The 17,265-nt window shown below is 45.4% G+C and carries 10 protein-coding genes; 5 read left to right on the forward strand and 5 right to left on the reverse strand.

What is annotated here, in order from left to right; translation table 11 throughout:
* Window positions 1-97: 97 nt before the first annotated feature.
* Window positions 98-1,990 (reverse strand): AIPR family protein, encoded by a 1,893-nt coding sequence (locus tag CRN95_RS04490; protein ID WP_088631098.1) that lies wholly within the window; start codon window positions 1,988-1,990, stop codon window positions 98-100.
* 253 nt (window positions 1,991-2,243) lie between these two features.
* Here CRN95_RS04490 and CRN95_RS04495 point away from each other — a divergent pair, with 253 nt between their 5' ends.
* The 3 genes from CRN95_RS04495 to CRN95_RS04505 all read left to right on the forward strand — a co-directional run bounded on the left by CRN95_RS04495 (window position 2,244) and on the right by CRN95_RS04505 (window position 5,781).
* A complete protein-coding gene (locus CRN95_RS04495) occupies window positions 2,244-2,996 on the forward strand; it encodes a leucine-rich repeat domain-containing protein (RefSeq protein WP_088631097.1) in 753 nt (250 codons plus the stop codon).
* A gap of 152 nt (window positions 2,997-3,148) precedes the next feature.
* Complete coding sequence (locus tag CRN95_RS04500; protein ID WP_235002874.1) at window positions 3,149-4,456, forward strand: S41 family peptidase; 1,308 nt, start codon at window positions 3,149-3,151, stop codon at window positions 4,454-4,456.
* Window positions 4,405-5,781, forward strand: a complete 1,377-nt coding sequence (locus tag CRN95_RS04505; protein ID WP_097020192.1) for a S41 family peptidase — start codon at window positions 4,405-4,407, stop codon at window positions 5,779-5,781. Before CRN95_RS04500 ends, CRN95_RS04505 begins: the two co-directional genes overlap by 52 nt.
* Before the next feature lie 10 nt (window positions 5,782-5,791).
* On the opposite strand, the gene CRN95_RS04510 is transcribed toward CRN95_RS04505, so the two are convergent.
* Both CRN95_RS04510 and CRN95_RS04520 read right to left on the reverse strand, forming a co-directional pair.
* A complete protein-coding gene (locus CRN95_RS04510; RefSeq protein WP_097020193.1) occupies window positions 5,792-7,099 on the reverse strand; it encodes a M23 family metallopeptidase in 1,308 nt (435 codons plus the stop codon).
* A gap of 256 nt (window positions 7,100-7,355) precedes the next feature.
* Window positions 7,356-8,168 carry an FKBP-type peptidyl-prolyl cis-trans isomerase gene (locus CRN95_RS04520; protein WP_097020195.1) on the reverse strand — a complete coding sequence of 271 codons (813 nt, stop codon included), beginning with the start codon at window positions 8,166-8,168 and terminating at the stop codon, window positions 7,356-7,358.
* 128 nt (window positions 8,169-8,296) lie between these two features.
* Between CRN95_RS04520 and glmS the strand changes: the two genes are divergently transcribed.
* On the forward strand, window positions 8,297-10,126 hold the full coding sequence (glmS, locus tag CRN95_RS04525; protein WP_097020196.1) for a glutamine--fructose-6-phosphate transaminase (isomerizing): 1,830 nt from the start codon (window positions 8,297-8,299) through the stop codon (window positions 10,124-10,126).
* 91 nt (window positions 10,127-10,217) lie between these two features.
* Here glmS and CRN95_RS04530 read toward each other — a convergent pair whose 3' ends face one another.
* A complete protein-coding gene (locus tag CRN95_RS04530; RefSeq protein ID WP_088631091.1) occupies window positions 10,218-10,808 on the reverse strand; it encodes a hypothetical protein in 591 nt (196 codons plus the stop codon).
* A gap of 383 nt (window positions 10,809-11,191) precedes the next feature.
* The gene (locus CRN95_RS04535) at window positions 11,192-14,662 is read right to left on the reverse strand and encodes a UvrD-helicase domain-containing protein (RefSeq protein WP_145993959.1); all 3,471 of its coding nucleotides are present in this window, start codon (window positions 14,660-14,662) and stop codon (window positions 11,192-11,194) included.
* Between the two features lie 602 nt (window positions 14,663-15,264).
* On the opposite strand from CRN95_RS04535, the gene CRN95_RS04540 reads away from it, so the two are divergent.
* Window positions 15,265-17,262 (forward strand): ScpA family protein, encoded by a 1,998-nt coding sequence (locus CRN95_RS04540; protein ID WP_088631089.1) that lies wholly within the window; start codon window positions 15,265-15,267, stop codon window positions 17,260-17,262.
* The last annotated feature ends 3 nt before the right edge of the window (window positions 17,263-17,265 follow it).

A 17,265-nucleotide genomic window follows, 5' to 3' on the forward strand; every position in this document is an offset into this window, starting at 1 on the left:
CGTTCAAAATTACCACCGATAACATAGAAAAAAAGAAACGCACCCATTTTACGGGTGCGCTTCAAAACCGGATTCTAGGCCCTATTTAAAGGATAAACTAGAGGAATACCTCAATGCCACCGCGGCACTTTTCCCAAGCCGGATTCTTCTTGCACAAGAGTTCAATCATCTTGTCGTAAGTAGCCGTGTTGGAGAAGCCCTTCCACAAGCGACGTTCCACAGATTCACCAGAATCCTTGTCGATCGTCGTGATGGTATCGTAGTAGTTCGTGTTGTCCTTGAATTCAGAAATCAAGATGTTCTTCAAGTCATCCGTGTAGATGCGGGAGGCGTACTTGAGGATGGAATCATTGAAATTGAGTTCGTTTTCAACGAGCCATTCGAAGTCCTGAATCGGATTGCCGTAGATGAGCCAGTGACGGAGAGCGAGAGCGACCACGAGGTCCTTCACGGCACTGCGGAAGATGAACTTGTCTTCGAGGCGGCCATTCCACGTGATGCGGGTCAGCGGGTTATCGTCGTTAGCTTCGATAGACACGCCCTTACCCGGAGTCACCTTGCGGATCTTGATCGGGAGACGGCTAAGGAGCTGCCATGCCTTCGTGAAGGCGATGGTCTTACGGACAAAATCTTTTTCCTTTTCAGGGGCAACGCGCACAAACGCACCGAAGCAGCGCTGGTAGAGTGTTTCCTTATCGAAAATGCAGTCGCTGGAGCGGCATTCGCTGAGCTTGCCATCCATCATGAAGAGGGTCTTTGCAAGTTCCGGACGCATGCGGACTTCGAGCTTACGGGTACGGGCCTTGAGACGGACACCGTCCTTATAGACGTAGGTAAAGCCTTCTTCCTGGTAACGCTGCCAAATGAAGAACTGCAAATCGTCTGCAGCACGGAGATGGTAGCTGAACACCGGATTCTGACGGTTGTTAGCCATGGTCACCTGGTTCAAGAAGTTGTCGGCGCCCTGGTACGGCACAACGACCTTCACGAGCACCTGCGGGTTCACCGGGTGCTTGCTCTTCTTGGCATACTGTTCGTACGTGAAGAGGGACTGGGCACCGTTGATGATCTTCGGGCGTTCAATGAAGAGGACCTTCTTGCCATCGCGTTCCTTGAGGCGCAGGTCATCACCCGTGAGGGTCATACCGTTGTGGAGGAACGGGAAGTCATCGACGTTCACGTTCTTGTCGTCATTCCTTTCCATGGTCTGGAAGGCATCGATAAGAGCGGCGTTCGTATGAGTGAGGTTACCGAGGTAAGTACGAATGTTGGAACTGACGATAGCCATGTTGTGCTTGGTCTTGAGGCGCTTACCAAGGGCAACGTGGTAGTCAAAAATCGTGCGGATCGGGCAGAAGCCGAGGAAGAGCTCGCCGTGATCAGATGTGAGGTGGAGCGGTTCGGAGTCCATCTCGATTTCAAGCTTGTCGTCTGCGCTGCGGAAGTCGCGGGTGAGGTCGTCATGTTCGGCAATGATTTCGAGCTTTGCCTTGACGTCAGCCTTCCAGAGCGTGAGCTTTCTGCGCATGTCCTTGAGGGTACGTTCGAGTTCGGAGTCCGTGATGTCGCGGCTTGCGCGAGTGCGGAGCACGGTGATTTCGAGCGTTTCCATGTACGGACGGCTTGCCGGAGCATCGACATCTTCTTCGGCTTCTTCGTCAGAAATCTTGTTGACGGCCCACGGGTCAGCTTCTTCGCGAAGCGAGAGGAAGAACGGATTGGTAGGATCGCTAGTGCGGAACACGGCAATCTGGAGCTGCTTCAGGTCGGCATTCAAGTGTGCAACAACCTTTTCAAGCGGAGTATCTTCGTCCAGGAAGATGAAGAATTCCATAAAGCCCTGTGAATACTGGAAGCCGTGGAAGCATCCATTTTCATCTAGGTTCAGATGCCGGAGTGCCTTAATTCTATCGTTCGGATCGTTAGGGTTTAAGCTCAAGAGGCTAGCGACAAATGCTAAGCGGCGTTCCTGCGATTTTGTTAGTTCCATTTTTTTCCTCAATAATTACACAGAAACCAATATACAATATTATTATATATTGGAATATTCGTAATTTGCACCTTAAAAATAGTTTCAAATCATAATATTTGCGTGCAAAAAAGATAAAACATTTAATTTTTTTTAATAATTTAGCAATTATTTACTGCACAGATGTATAAAAATCTGATTTTTTACATTTTTTTTTGCCAACTTTACGTTTTTTCGGACAAAAAAGCTATGATTTAAACATTAGGAGCTTTTTATGAATTTACTAGATGTTATTGCCAAAGCGAAAGCTGAAAAAGCAAAGACTCTCGACCTTTCCCAGAAGGGCCTGCGTCTCTTGCCCCCGGAACTTTTCGAAATCGAATCCCTCGAGGAACTCAACCTCGACCGCAACTTGCTCGTCGAAATTCCTGACGACATTGGCCTCCTCAAGAACTTGAAGAGCCTCTCCGTAAGTGAAAACGACCTTATGGAACTGCCGGAATCCATCGGCGAACTTACAAAACTTGAAAACCTCTACCTCGGCTACAACAGCCTTTCGGACTTGCCGGAATCTGTTGGCAAGCTCGTGAACCTCCAGACGGTGAACATCGCTAAAAACCAGCTCCTGGACTTGCCGCTCGAAATCGGCAACTGGCAGAAGGTGTTCAAGCTTTCGCTCCACGACAACATGCTCTCCGAAATCCCGCCGACCATCGGCAAGATGAAGAGCCTCGTAAAGCTTTACCTCGACAACAACGAACTTTCGACAATCCCGGCAACGCTCTCGCACCTCGAGAACCTCGAAATTCTCATGGTTTCTGGCAACCGCCTGGGCGCCATCCCGTCCGAATTCAGCAACCTGAAGAGCCTGCGTGAACTCGTGCTCGATGCAAACCAGCTCGCCACCCTCCCGGAAAGCCTTGCCGAATGCGAAAGCCTCCAGACAATTTCCGTGATCGAAAACCCGCTCGAAGGTGGCCTTCCGCGCATTCTCCTCGACAAGAAGGGACTGAGCATCGACCAGTAATTCGGAATTAGGATTTCGGAATTAGGAATTTTGAAATCACGAAATATCGAATTGTCATTCCCGGCATAGACCGGGAATCTCCTTTTTAGGAGCAATCACAAGTCAAACGTTCAAAGGATAAAGTCATGTTTCTCCGAATAATTCTAGCAGCTATGCTCTTGTGCTTACTCGGATGCTCCGACTTTATCCATCCGGTCAAGAGCACTCCAGAACCGGAATCCGAGTACGCCTTCAACTACTGGCTCCTGCAGAAAGTGTACTTGTACGAAGATAGACTCGCCGACTTGCCCAAAGACGGAGATTCCGATTCCATACAGCAACAGCTTTATTCCTTTCTCAAAGACCCATACACAACATACACGCCCCCTTCCAAAAGCGAAGCGGTCATTACCCAGATCAATACAAGCTTGATTGTCGGCGGCGATATCGGGATGCTCTATTACACCTTTAACGAAATCGAACATCCCATATACATCAAACGCGTATATGCCAAAAGTCCTGCGGGTCGAGCCGGAGTTCCTAGATACGGAAACATCATCGAGGCAAACGGCATTGACCTCACTGGGGAGCGCGCCAAAGCCATCTACGATTCCATCGTCGACTACAGTAAGACCATCGATATCCGCGTTGTCTATAACAAGGACACCAATTCGTTCACGCTCCAGAAAGAAACCGTCTACGCACCGACGGTCCTTGTCGACACCTCCTTTTATAATCCAGATAAAGGATATCCAGGCATAATCTTTGTATCGATTGACGGTTTCAAGCCCAAAACTGCAGACCAGGTCTCTGGAACATACGGCGAAATCAAGGCCTACCTGGATTCAACAACTACGGACAAGCGCGTGCGTGTTCTCGACTTGCGAAACAACCCTGGTGGCCACGTCGACCAATGTATCAAGATTGCAGACCTATTCTCAAAGAAGGGCACGCTTTCTTCAAGACGCTGGCGAGCTTTAACAGCGGACGGAGAATCCGCCTACAGGGAATCCACCAACAAGGCTAAAGCAGGCGACATCGGAGAAAACGGCAAATACATTATCCTTGGCAACCGAGGATCTGCAAGCTGCGCCGAAATATTCATTGCGGCAGTCACCGAGACCACCGACATTCCGTTTGTCGGCATGAGAACTTTTGGCAAAGGCATCGGACAGACAAGCTTTAAGACATACGCTGGCGGGCTTGCCAAAATCACCGACCTTGAATTTTTCACGCCTAATGGAAATTCTTACCACGGCAAAGGGATTTATCCCAAGTACGAATGCGAAGGCGCTGTAAACGACACCTGCGCCGCCAAAATTGCAAACAAGCTTTACGGAGTCAAAATTCCCCAAAGCAGCGAGGGGCTAGCCAAGCGTTCGATGGATGCTAAAGAAGAGAAAAAAGAGTTTGAGGGAGGAGCAATAGAATGGGCAGACGAAAAAACTTATTTGAAGTTCTTCGAAAAATCGAAGTTTTAGTTTATACATTCACATTATCATGCTGTCTTATTTTCGCCGCTTGCGATTCTGACAGCGGGACTGTCCCCCTTAACAGTTCGAGCAAAGACACAGCATCAAATGAATTCAAGTACAACTATAACCTACTTGACTATTACTACATCGATAAGAATCTGTATCTAGGCCGTCCAGAAATCTATCTCAACACGGCAACGCCGGAAGAAATGGCCACATACGTCGTTCCCTGGGACTATTATGACATCTACTACATGTATAGTCAAATGAACGACAAGTTCACTAGATACATAGACCCATCGAGATCATACAGTCTTTTCAACACATTAAATTCCTCCGAAGAAAAAATGGGGGCAGGCATCGAAATCGATTCGACGAACACTTCGGGCAAGTACATCATAAGCCAAGTTGCAGAAAATTCTCCAGCCGACAAAGCAGGCCTTAAAGTTGGTGACGAAATCATAGCCATCGAAGGAATCGAAATAACTAACGATATCATTTTCAAGAGACTATCATACGCTGCCGAAGGTGACACCATCAATTACACCATCGTGCGCAATTCCGTTCCCCTTGATTTTTCCGTAGTTCTTGCCCCATACCTGTCCCCCACTGTTGAATTGACTTTCAAGGATTCCATTCCCATCATCAAGATTTTTGAGTTTTCCTCAATAACCTCAAATGATTCAGGGACATCCGAAGAATTCTTGGACGCACTGCGTCAAACGGAAAAGTACAAAGCTACAATCATTGACTTGCAAGACAACGGCGGTGGCGACGGCGATGAATGCATCCCCATGATTACAAACTTCCTCTCCAAAGGAGACACGGCAATCGGAATTATTTCAGCCGATAGGGATTCTATCTTCAATAGACAGGTTTTCGATACCGCTTTTACAATTACCGATGTCGATGGTATTGCAAAAGACCGCTATTTCGTTTTCCTCGCCAACAACATGACTGCAAGTTGCTCTGAACTCATGCTTGCGGGAATCCTCTCCAACAAAAATTATCCTGTTGTCGGAACAACCACTTACGGAAAGGGAATCGGCCAAAGATATATTATCACGCCCTCGCTTTCGATTGCCGCCATTACCAGCAAGAGGGTTGTCGACAAGAACAGGAAATTCTACCACAAATACGGAATTGAGCCAGACTTTGCCATAAGCGACAGAGAATTGGCTATAGAAAAAGCCGTAGAACTTGCCAAGGATATGAATTACGTGCGAACCGCAGGCTACGGATCCGTAAACACCGGAAACTTCGCCAAAACAGCCGTAGAACCCGACACCATGCCAGGGTTCTACTTCATACCGAAAAAGTTTAGCTATTAGAGTTTAGAAGTTACTTCAGCACACGCATACGGACAAGCACGTCCGTGTCATTGACCTTGACCGCCGGCGATGCAAGCGTGAGTTCGATTTCCTTGCGGATATCAGCCACCTGCTTTTTGAGGCGTGCAAGACGGTTGCCTTCGAGCTTCGGTGTTGCAATCATCGTCTTCTTGGCCGGGTTCATCCAGTTGCCACGATTATCCTTGAAGCCCAAGTGCAAGTGCGGGCCCGTGCTGCGGCCAGTAGACCCCACCTTACCGATGACCTGACGCGGAGAGACCTTCGTGCCGACATTCACGCCACGCACGGAGAGGTGCATGTACCAGCTCTCGGTATTGTCCCTGTGGCGGATGGCAATCTTGTTACCGCTCAAATCATCGTAACCCGAAACCGTCACGACACCAGCTGCGACCGCATAAACCGGAGAACCCTTCGGGCTACCGTAGTCGATACCGTGATGCACCGTGCGACGGCCCGTAATCGGGTGGATGCGGGCACCATAAGGGCTCGTGATATGCAAACGGTCAAGCGGGTAACGGAGGCCTTCGAAAATGAGAGCTTCACCCTTTTCAGTGTAATGGGCGTTAAAGGTACTCTTCGGATCAGGGTCTTCGTAGCGGAAAGCTTCATGGTGTCCAACCGTATGTCCGTCAAATTCGGCATAGAGCACCTTGCCGCTAATCCAGATGGAATCCTGATAGAACTTTTCTTCGAGCAAGATACGGAACTTGTCGCCCGGACGAGCGAGCTGGAAAGAGACCTTGCACTGCAAAACGGCGCTCACAACGCCAACCATGCGGCCAGGAATACCGACCTTGTGCAAGATGCCACTCAGCGTGCTGCCATTTTCAAGAGCGCCTTCAAAGACAGACTGGCGAATCGTCACCGGCTTGTCGATACGGCTATAAGTAAAACCAGAATCGGTCTTGCTCAACATGTGGACCGTTGCCGGGTTCGGAGCAAAGCGGAAACGTTGGACATCGCCTGCAGTATCAAGAGCGGCATAGAACACCTGGCCCACACGGAGTGCCGAAAGTTCAACGGAGTCCTGCAAGGCAATCACAATCTTGCCACGTTCCTTTTCGTTGATGTTCATGCGGTAAAGCACCTGGAAGAGTCCATCGCCAGCACGGACCGTGTCGTTTTTCACAAGCCACTTCGAAGTCTCGCCCTGAGCCTTGGTAATCAACGCCTTCAAAGAATCAGCGGCGGCAACAAGCCTTGCATTTTCTTGAGTCAACGCATCAATTTTTTTCTGTTCGTTACATCCGGTAAGTGCAATCGCAACAACACACAGTAAAAAGAAGATTCTAGACATAAACACCCGCTCTTAAAATTTCAAAAGCAAAGATAAAATTTTTACGCCATCAACGAGATGGTGATCCCGCCCCGCAAGGGAAATCGCGTAAGGTGCCCCCGGAATCAAAGCAACCGAGGCGAACGCTGCGAAAATGCTTGCATTTTCATAGCTGAGCCGAAGGGCTTTGTACTTGTACAAATCCGGGGTGACAGCGCAAAAAAATACCCCGCGCGGGTGGGCGCGAGGCATTTAAAATCAAGCGGATTGCTTAAGATTACTGCTGAGCGGCAGCAGCCTTCTTGGCAGCCTTAGCAGGCTTAGCCGGCTTTGCAGGCTTCTGTTCTTCGGCAGGCTTTTCCGGAGCGATCACTTCGAGAAGTTCCATTTCGAACTTGAGGACGGAGTTACCCGGAATAGCACGATTGCCATGCGGACCGTAAGCGAGGTCGCTCGGGATCCATGCGATAACCTTTTCGCCGACCTTCATGAGCTTGAGCATTTCCGTCCAGCCCGGGATTACAGCAGTAACCGGGAATTCGAGCGGCTGGCCACGATCGACAGAGCTGTCGAACTTGGTGCCATCGAGGAGCGTACCAGTGTAGTGAACCTTGACCTTGTCTTCGTCGGTCGGAGTTGCACCTTGACCTTCAGTAACAATCTTGTACTGGAGACCAGATTGCGTAGTCACAACGCCTTCGGCAGTCTTGTTCTGAGCGAGGAATGCTTCGCCTTCAGCCTTGTTCTTGGCAGCTGCGATGCTATCCTTTCTTACCTTTTCGGCCTGACGATCAGCAGAAAGCTTGTTGAGCGTTTCCATAATGACGGAATCGTTCATCAAGAACTTTGCAGAATCGCTATTGTAGCGTTCCTTGAAAGCCTGAATGAAGAGGTCGAGATCGAGATCGATGGAATCGCGAGTCACGAGCTGGTAGCGAGCCTGGTTACCAAAATGAGCACCGAGAGCGTAGCTGTACTTGTCCTTTTCAGTCACAAGTGAGGTCTTTTCGGTAGAAGCAGATTTGCACGGTTCACAACCCGTCATAAGCATGGCAAGAGCGCCAGCTGCAATAAGCATTTTAGTCTTCATTTTTATCCTCTATGAAAAATAGACGTTCTTAAAATAGTAAAACAATCCTAATAAAGCTTACAATTATTTTCTTTTTACCTTTACTTTTAGTATATTTTCCGCTGACAATTGAAATATCAGGAATTATTATGTGCGGAATTATCGGATATAATGGGAAAGGGGAAGCATTGCCAGTCCTCGTTGAAGGTCTTAAAAAAATGGAATACCGAGGCTATGATAGCTCAGGTGTCGCTGTCATCGAAAACGGCCAAATAAAAGTTGTCCGTGCATCCGGGAAAATCAAGGCTCTCGAAGACAAATTAAAAAATACTCCGCTCAAGGGTACTATCGGCATCGCGCACACGCGCTGGGCCACCCATGGCGCCCCCACCGAAACAAACGCCCACCCGCACACAAGCTATGACGGAAAGATTTCGATAGTCCACAACGGCATCATCGAAAACTACGCAAGCCTCAAGGCGAAGCTCATCTCCGAAGGTATAGAATTCAAGTCCGAGACCGATACCGAAGTCGTAGCCCACCTGATTGCACGCTATTACAATGGCGACCTCAAATCCGCCGTACTCAAGGCTCTCAAGCAGATTGAAGGTACATTCGGCCTTGGCGTTGTCTGCAGCGATGAACCGAACGTTTTGATCGGTGCCCGCCGCGGAAGCCCGCTTATCCTCGGTATCGGCAACGAAGGCGATTTCTACCTCGCCAGTGACGTTTCTGCCATCATCAACCACACGCAGAAAGTCGTTTACCTCGATGACAATGACGTTGTCCAAATCAAGGACGGCGGCTACTCCATCGTGAACATGAGCAGCCACGAAGTGCAGCGCGAAGTCCAGGACGTGGAATTTGACGCCGACGCAGTCGCCAAGGGCGGATTCCCGCACTTCATGCTCAAGGAAATTTTCGAACAGCCCGAAGTGCTCCGCAATACCATGCGCGGCCGCTTACTCACCGCCGAAGGTAACGCAAAGCTCGCCGGCCTCGACACGAACATTAAAGAACTCCGTAACATCAACCGCATCATCATCACGGCCTGCGGCACAAGCTACTATGCTGGCATGGTCGGTGAATACATGATCGAAGACTTGGCTGGCGTCCCGGTCGAAGTCGAATACGCTTCGGAATTCCGCTACAGAAACCCGATTATCAAGCCGGGTACGCTCGTCATTGCCATCAGCCAGTCTGGTGAAACCGCAGACACGCTCGCCGCTCTCCGCGAAGCCCAGCAGAAAGGCGCAACAGCACTCGCCATCTGTAACGGCGTTGGTTCGACAATTGCACGCACAAGCGATGGTGGCGTTTACCTGCACGCCGGTCCGGAAATCGGTGTGGCCAGCACCAAGGCATTCACAAGCCAGGTGACCGTGCTCGCCATGATTGCCCTCTTGCTCGGCCGTCAGCGCAGACTCAGCTTTGAAACGGGCGCCGACATCGTGAAGGACCTCTTGGAGCTCCCGGATCTCGTGACCGAAACGCTCAAGCTCTCCGACAGCATCGCCGAAATAGCAAAGACGCTCTGCAAGGCCAACAACTTCTTGTACCTCGGTCGCCACTTCTGCTACCCGGTCGCCATGGAAGGTGCGTTGAAGCTCAAGGAAATCAGCTACATTCACGCCGAAGGCTACCCCGCTGCAGAAATGAAGCATGGCCCGATTGCCCTCATCGACGAAAACATGCCGGTCGTGGTCATCGCCCCGAAGGATTCGCTCTTCGACAAGATTATCAGCAACATCCGCGAAATCAAGGCCCGCGGTGGCAAGGTCATCGCCGTCACGACGGAAGACTGCCACCCGCTCGACGAAATCGCAGACCACATCATCACGGTCCCGAAGACCCGCCCGATGCTCATGCCGATCCTCACCTGCATTCCGCTCCAGTTGCTCGCCTATCACATCGCCGTGTTGCGCGGAAACGACGTGGACCAGCCGAGAAACCTCGCCAAGAGCGTAACGGTGGAGTAAGGGTAATTCGGAATTAGGAATTTCCAAAGCGCAAACCCCTCCCTGACGGGAGGGGCTTTGTGCTATATACAAGCTCACCAGAAAGTCAGATTCAATACCGAGGCAAGAAAAATCCCTTAATACATTCTTTATTACGAACACACACTTGGATATGATTCTTATCTCCAAATTGAGTTCCCGGATAAGCTGGAGCTCCTTCAGTAAATGCACCGCGAGCAGTATCAAAATAAGGAATATCTTCGGCAATATCCCTTAAAGAATGCAAATGTTCTATCAAAAAACAATCCAAATACCTTAGAACTCCACTAGGATTTGGTTTTCCTTTTAAATCCGTATTTTGTGGTATAGGCGCCCCCATTCGCTTTAGATCTATGAGAAATTCAGGATAATCTTTAGAAAGCAATTCAATAAAATGCTTGTCTGTCAAATCAAGACATTTTTCCAGCGTATAGACGACGCCAATTGCAAACGGTTCCTTAAATTTCGGATAATGATTACTAGCCCAATCTAAAGCTCTATCGTAGTTATTTTCCCACACATAGAATCCATGACCAAGCCATTCATAATCATGAGCACTCATGTGAATGCGATTAGGATGAAGAATTAAATCTATCCCCACTTTTTTTTCGCAACCATGAAATCCAATATATAAATTAGGACGGTCCAAGTAGATATCGTCCATAAAAAGGTCTATCCTTTAGGCGTTTGAGCCTGGATACACCTACGATAAAGAGCAGTCATTCTGCCCGTTTTAGTAAGGATACCCGCTCTTTGCAACCGTCGAAGAGCGGCCTCCCTTGAGTGATCCATCGTTTCGATGGCATGTAAAGTGTCTTTTATCAAATTTTCAGTCATAATTATACCTCTATGCCATAAATATACAATAAGGGAGAATAAGCAGTCAAGAGGGCGTAATTTCGGGGAAAAGCACCCTCATACCACCGAAAAAGGCACATTTAGAGAGTTATACCGCAAAAAAGTGCTTATAATTCTCTAAATCTCATATTTTTTAGCACATTTAGAGAATTATAGCGAGGTTTTTGTTGGATAGGGGAGAAAGCACAATCAATTACCAAACCGATTCCAAATCAACTTTTCCTTATATTCGCAAGCAGGGTAATTAGAACACCCAACAAAATAATGTCCATTATAGCCTTTCCGCTTTACAAGAAAACCACCACAATTAGGACACACTTTAGGGCTTGACAATATTGTCACGTCTCTTTGTGTATAGTGACACCGCGGAAAATTAGAGCACCCCACAAAAGTTTTTCCGTCATGTTCAACTTTCAACAAGTCTCCCGTTTTGCAAACTGGACATTTTGTCTGATTTTCGCTTGTTCGTTTTCCTGTTGATTTGAAGAATACTGATGTAGATTCCGAAAATTCCTTAAAAAAAGGCGATGGATTCTTGTTGTCCACAAGAACATAGGTTCTATTTTTTGTTCGAGTAATAGCAACATAAAACAAACGGCGTTCTTCCGCAAATCTATAATCTTCTGCATTTGTAAGGACAAAATTCAAAACAGGATCATCAATTATCTGATTCGGGAAACCGAGTTTGTCATTTCTAAAATTCAGAAGAATAACATTGTCTGCTTCCAATCCCTTTGATTTGTGAACAGAAAGGAATTGTATCGGCAACATCGGATTTTGAATGAACTCTAATGCATCAACACCATTTTTCCTAATTTCTCGGAATAATCCGGTATTTTTTGCTATTTCTATATCGTAATTTGTTCTCCCTAAAAGCAAAACAGAAGAATTCGTTCCAAAATCCAAAGCAATTTTATTGATTATCGTCTGCAAAGCATTTCTCGGATTATCATCGAATCCCCAAAAAACAAGGGGATAATCTAATTTTTTATCAGAGAGTAAACTTTTCTTGAGCTGAAGCGGATTTTGCAAAATAAAACGCGAAGCTTCATCGATCAGCTTTTGCGAATTACGATAAGTTTTCTCAATTTTTAATATTTTCGTTTTTCCAAAATACTTTTCTATACCAGTAAATAACGAGATATCGCTACCGGCAAATCGATATATAGACTGCCAGTCATCCCCCACACAAAATAGCTTCGCTTTTGTTTTATCGACAACCGCTTTCAACAAATTAAATCTAGCCTTCGAAATATCCTGATATTCATCAACGATTACATATTTATACAAAGGAATTTTGCAACCACCATTAACATTTTCTGTAGCATCATTTATCATATCTGAAAAATCAATCGATTTATTTACTATTAAGTATTTTTGATATTCTTCTAATATTACTCTTATTATATTCAAAAAGGTATAGTTTCTTCTTTTTGAGAAACAATTTTCTTCCAACGAAAGCCAATCAGTCCAATTATCAATCGTTTCTACAGTATAATTATTAGATTTAAAAAGCACAATAAATGTTTCGCATAACTGTACAAATTCAGAGAAAAACTTATTCGTTTTAGAAGCATAAACAGTATTGAAAACATCCATGAAGTCTCTTGACTTCAAAGCAATTCCATTGTGTTCTAGAAGTCCTTCAAGTTTTTGCAAGAGTATACCTTCTAAATTATAATACGAATAAGTTTCAATCAGTCTGGTATTATTCTGCTTATGAAACTCCCTTTTCCATTCAATCCCATCTAAATATTTTTGAGCTTCAATAGGAGAAAGCCACGGAACAGTATAATTTCTTGTTATTCCAAAATGTTCCAAATAAATATCGTAATCTTTCAAATAGAAGTCTGGTCTATACCCTTTTCGTAAAGGATCCTGACATTCAAACGGATAGAGTTTTTCATATTCGTAATCAACACCGTTCAAAAAAAGAAAATTTGCGATTTGAACTTCTTCGAGGCTTTTAACTTTTTCATTTTTTAAAGTTGTATGATTCTGCGCTTTCTTTATTTTTTCTTCACGAATATATTTCTCTTGATCATATTTCGACCTTAGCGTTTCTAAGTCTATACTTTTTTCAGCCTCATACAGCTCGCCCAACGACGAATAATCTTCCATATTTTTAGGGATATCAATATAGTACGCAAAATACTCAATTAAATTCTTCACTAATTCAGGATAATTTACAAGCTCTTTCTCAAAAAAATTATGTATAAATCCTTCAAATAGAGATTTATCAAGAACATCAGGCCTTTTTCCAACAGCACATTCGATTATATCAAGTCCCAATTTGTGAAAAGTCATCGATTTAACAGGGATTCCCAACTTTCCCTGAATCCTATCGGTCATTTCTTTAGCAGATTTTTTCGTAAACGAAATAAGCAGAATTTCTTCTGGATTTATATTTTTTACATCACATAGATACTTAACCTTGCCTGCAATCGTTAGCGTTTTTCCACTACCAGCTCCCGCAAGCACAAGAATTCTATTTTCATCAGTTACGACAGCTTCTCTTTGTTGTAAATCCAAAGACTTGCCATCTATGTTGGAAAAAAGAGAATCATACTTTTGGCATTCCTGTTCAACAAACGACTTGTTTGCTTTTTTTATATAATTAGAAAAGTCCCTATAGATTGTTTCAAAAAGCTTTATTTTCTCATATTCTTCATCATTCGATTTCAAATCACAAATTGCAACATCTCGAGACAATTTTTCCCACTTCTGGCGAAACATTTCTCCATCATCATCCGTAACATAATGACTTGTCAAGAAAACAAGTTCATCAAGAAAAACGTTTACACACTGTAAAAGCAATTTGAGATGTTCCTTACGTTTAATTTCTGCATTAGATTCTAAAACAAGCCTTGGAAAAACATCATATTTACTTTTAAATTCTTCCAATTTTGCATATGCTCTTACTTTTGATGAAATCCGACTGTACCCTTGCAATTCAAAATACAATGCTTGGTATTTACGAATAAAAGCATCTTTTTCTTCATCCTGAATATAATGACTAAATAATTCATCAAATTCTACTGAAAAGGCATCAACTTCTTTTAATAACTCTCTACACCTGATTTCCACATTCGATTCTAAAACAAGCCTTGGAAAATTTTCGTATTTACTTTCAAAATCTTCCAATTTTACATATGCTTTTACCTTTGATGAAAGTCGTCTGTACCCTTGCAATTCAAAATACAACGCTTGGTATTTACGAATAAAAGCATCTTTTTCTTCATCCTGAATATAATGACTAAATAATTCATCAAATTCTACTGAAAAGGCATCAACTTCTTTTAATAATTCTCTACACCTGATTTCCACATTTGAGTCTAAAACAAGTCTTGGAAAATTTTTGTACTTCTTCTTAAAATCTTCAAACTTTACGGAATTACCTACTTTTGACGAAATACTACTATATCTTTGCAACTCATGATATAGTGCTTTATACTTAAAAACAAAAGCATCCCGTTCTGCATCCTGAATATAGTGATCAAAGATGTCATCAAATTCAGCAAAAAAAGAATCACATTCTTCTATGAAACTCTCTATTTTTTTTTCAAATTCTTTAGCAAGTCGTCTCCGACGAACTGTGTAAAAAACAACAAACAAAACAAGCAATACAATTACTAAAACATACATGCTTAAAAATTCCAATGGAGGGTTAAAGATTTTTCTTAGCGAGCATTCATCTCTTTTTTATAATAATCAATAGATATCATCATGTATTTTCATATTTATTTACGCACACCCAAATTTATATAAAAACAAACAACAGATAAAACAAATAAAGGACGAAAAAATCCCCTAAGTGCCCCACTTATTTTCCCACATCGTGAAAAAATGGTCTTTTGATCAATGGTAGACGAAATTAGCCGAATAGTTCGAACTATCAAGAAATACTAGACTGTTCAAACGCCAAATAAGAGTAATATGCAATTTTTGCATTTTACTTTTTCAAACAACAACCGGATATTTCCCCAAAAGTGACATTTTTTACGAGATTTTGGGAAATTATCCATCAAAAATAGCCGATAATTCCCCAAATCTCAAAATTTTAGTAAGATTTGGGAAATTATGTATTCAAAAAATGGAAATCGCAAATTGCGATATCCATGCTTTTTTCCAATTATTTTCGATCTTTATTGGACATTTAATGGACATTTTATTGGACTTTTTATTGGACATTATTGGACATTTCCACAATAGCGCATGATAATTCGCCTAGCTCCCCCGTCTAATTTCTATATTATCGTTCAATGGTTGATTCCGAAGTTCTTGAACAAGAAGACTACGAAGTAAAAATCGGTTCGTTTAACGGGCCGATGGATTTGCTCGTCTATCTCGTTCAGAAAAAGGAAATGACGCTGGACCAGATTCCCATTGCAGAAATCGCAGACGACTTTCTCAAATGGGTGAACGAGTATTCCGAAACGGACCTTTCCAAGGCGGGCGACTTCTTGTTCATGGCAAGCCGCTTGATGGCGCTCAAGGTGCAGGAGCTGCTCCCGGCCGAAGAACGCGATCCGGAGATGGAAGAGGAATACAACGAAGACCGCGAAAAGCTCATGAAGGAAATGTTGGAATACCAGCGTTTCAAGCAGGTCGCAAGTGGTCTCCAGGAAATGGAAGCGAAGAACTTCGGAACGTATTCCCGTGGGCGTCTTGAAAAGACGCAGAGCGACGACGATACGCTCGCCGACGCAAACATCTGGCAGCTTTTCCGCGCCTACCAAAAGAGCTTAAAGACAAAGATTTCCGAGACAATCCACCATATTGAATTGGACTACGTGACCATTCAGGACCGTCAGCAGGCCATCAACAACTTCTTGAACGTGCATGGACGTGCGCTTTTTGAAGACTTGCTCGACAACGATTCGCACCCAATTGTCGCGGCGGTGACGTTCATGGCTATGCTCGAAATGATCAAGACGGACGATATCGTTTTCCGTCAGAGTGAACTTTTCGGACCAATCTGGATTTACCGCAAGAAGAACAATCCCGAGTACGCCGATGAAATGGCGCACGAGACCGTGTTCTTCAGCAAGGATCCCGAGGTCAAGGCGGGGCTTGTGGAAACAATCCGCAGCCAGGCAATCGCGCGTTCCAAGGAAAAGAGCGTGGGCGACCTTGCCGCTACGATGCGCGAAGCCGTACTTTGGACGGAACGCGGCAGGAACGTTACGGAAGAAGACCTCAACGCGATGTTGGAAGGTCGCGAAGATATTTCCGAAGTGCAGGACAATCCGTTTGCCGACATGATTGCAGAAGCGGACGCCGCCGAAGGTGCTCAGCAGGCTGCAAGCACCCCCGCTGGAGATGCACAGCAGCCCACAACTTCAGCAGACAACGCAGAAGCCGCGCCAAGTCAAGATTCCGCACCTGCAAATGACAACGCAGCGGCCCCGGTCGAAAATACGGAAGCTGTTTCGGCTCAAGAAGCTGCGCAGTCCGCAACTTTGGAAAGTGCAGAAATGTCCACTAGCGAGGACGATGCCCCTGTACTGAGCAAGAGTTCAATTCCTGAATTCGGCGTGAACGACGATGACGATTCTGAAGAACGCGCCCACACATTTGAGCCGGTCGACGAACCAATCGAAGAACTTGAAGAAGACGAACCCGCCGAAAGTTCGGACGACTCCAGTGCAGAAAGTTCATTCCAAGGTTTGAACGAACAGTCAGTTCAACAGATGAGCGACGAAGAGTTCGCCGCCTTTATGCAGAAGGCACAGGCATTCTACAACAACGCAAGTTCTGCGCAGTCTAGCAATACGCAATCAGCAACAAGCTCAACGCAGTCAGCATCAACAACGGCACAGTCAAGCGTTGCTCAGCCGACCTCCGCGGCATCTCGTAGCACGTCCTCTTACAAGTCCAACGATTCTTACAGCAGTTCCAGCAAGAACTCTTGGGATGAGCTCGCACCGGCAGCAGTTCAAACGGTTCAAGAAGAAGAACCAGAAGAAGACCGTTATTCCTCTTACAGTTTCGGCAACGAAATGACGGACGAGGAATACATCGCCTATTTGAACCGCAGCGCCCGCGCAAGCCGTAAGGAAGAATCGAAGCCGGCGGCAGGTTCCGAGAAGTCCGCAGCATCCACAAGCGCGGCTCCCGAGAAACCCAAGAAAAAGTCCTTCATGCCCGAAGACGATGAAGGCGGAATGACCGATGAAGAATACCAGGCTTATCTCGCCGAACATGGCGACGATGATGACGAAGAAGGCCCCGTTGTCTACGGAGCCGGTAAGGATTAATTC

The organism is Fibrobacter sp. UWB16, from assembly GCF_900215325.1.
Classification (GTDB): domain Bacteria; phylum Fibrobacterota; class Fibrobacteria; order Fibrobacterales; family Fibrobacteraceae; genus Fibrobacter.

Coding starts and splice junctions, on each gene's coding strand:
- CRN95_RS04490 (WP_088631098.1), bottom strand. CDS start 1,990: ATGGAACTAACAAAATCGCAGGAACGCCGCTTAGCATTTGTCGCTAGC.
- CRN95_RS04495 (WP_088631097.1), top strand. CDS start 2,244: ATGAATTTACTAGATGTTATTGCCAAAGCGAAAGCTGAAAAAGCAAAG.
- CRN95_RS04500 (WP_235002874.1), top strand. CDS start 3,149: ATGCTCTTGTGCTTACTCGGATGCTCCGACTTTATCCATCCGGTCAAG.
- CRN95_RS04505 (WP_097020192.1), top strand. CDS start 4,405: ATGGGCAGACGAAAAAACTTATTTGAAGTTCTTCGAAAAATCGAAGTT.
- CRN95_RS04510 (WP_097020193.1), bottom strand. CDS start 7,099: ATGTCTAGAATCTTCTTTTTACTGTGTGTTGTTGCGATTGCACTTACC.
- CRN95_RS04520 (WP_097020195.1), bottom strand. CDS start 8,168: ATGAAGACTAAAATGCTTATTGCAGCTGGCGCTCTTGCCATGCTTATG.
- glmS (WP_097020196.1), top strand. CDS start 8,297: ATGTGCGGAATTATCGGATATAATGGGAAAGGGGAAGCATTGCCAGTC.
- CRN95_RS04530 (WP_088631091.1), bottom strand. CDS start 10,808: ATGGACGATATCTACTTGGACCGTCCTAATTTATATATTGGATTTCAT.
- CRN95_RS04540 (WP_088631089.1), top strand. CDS start 15,265: ATGGTTGATTCCGAAGTTCTTGAACAAGAAGACTACGAAGTAAAAATC.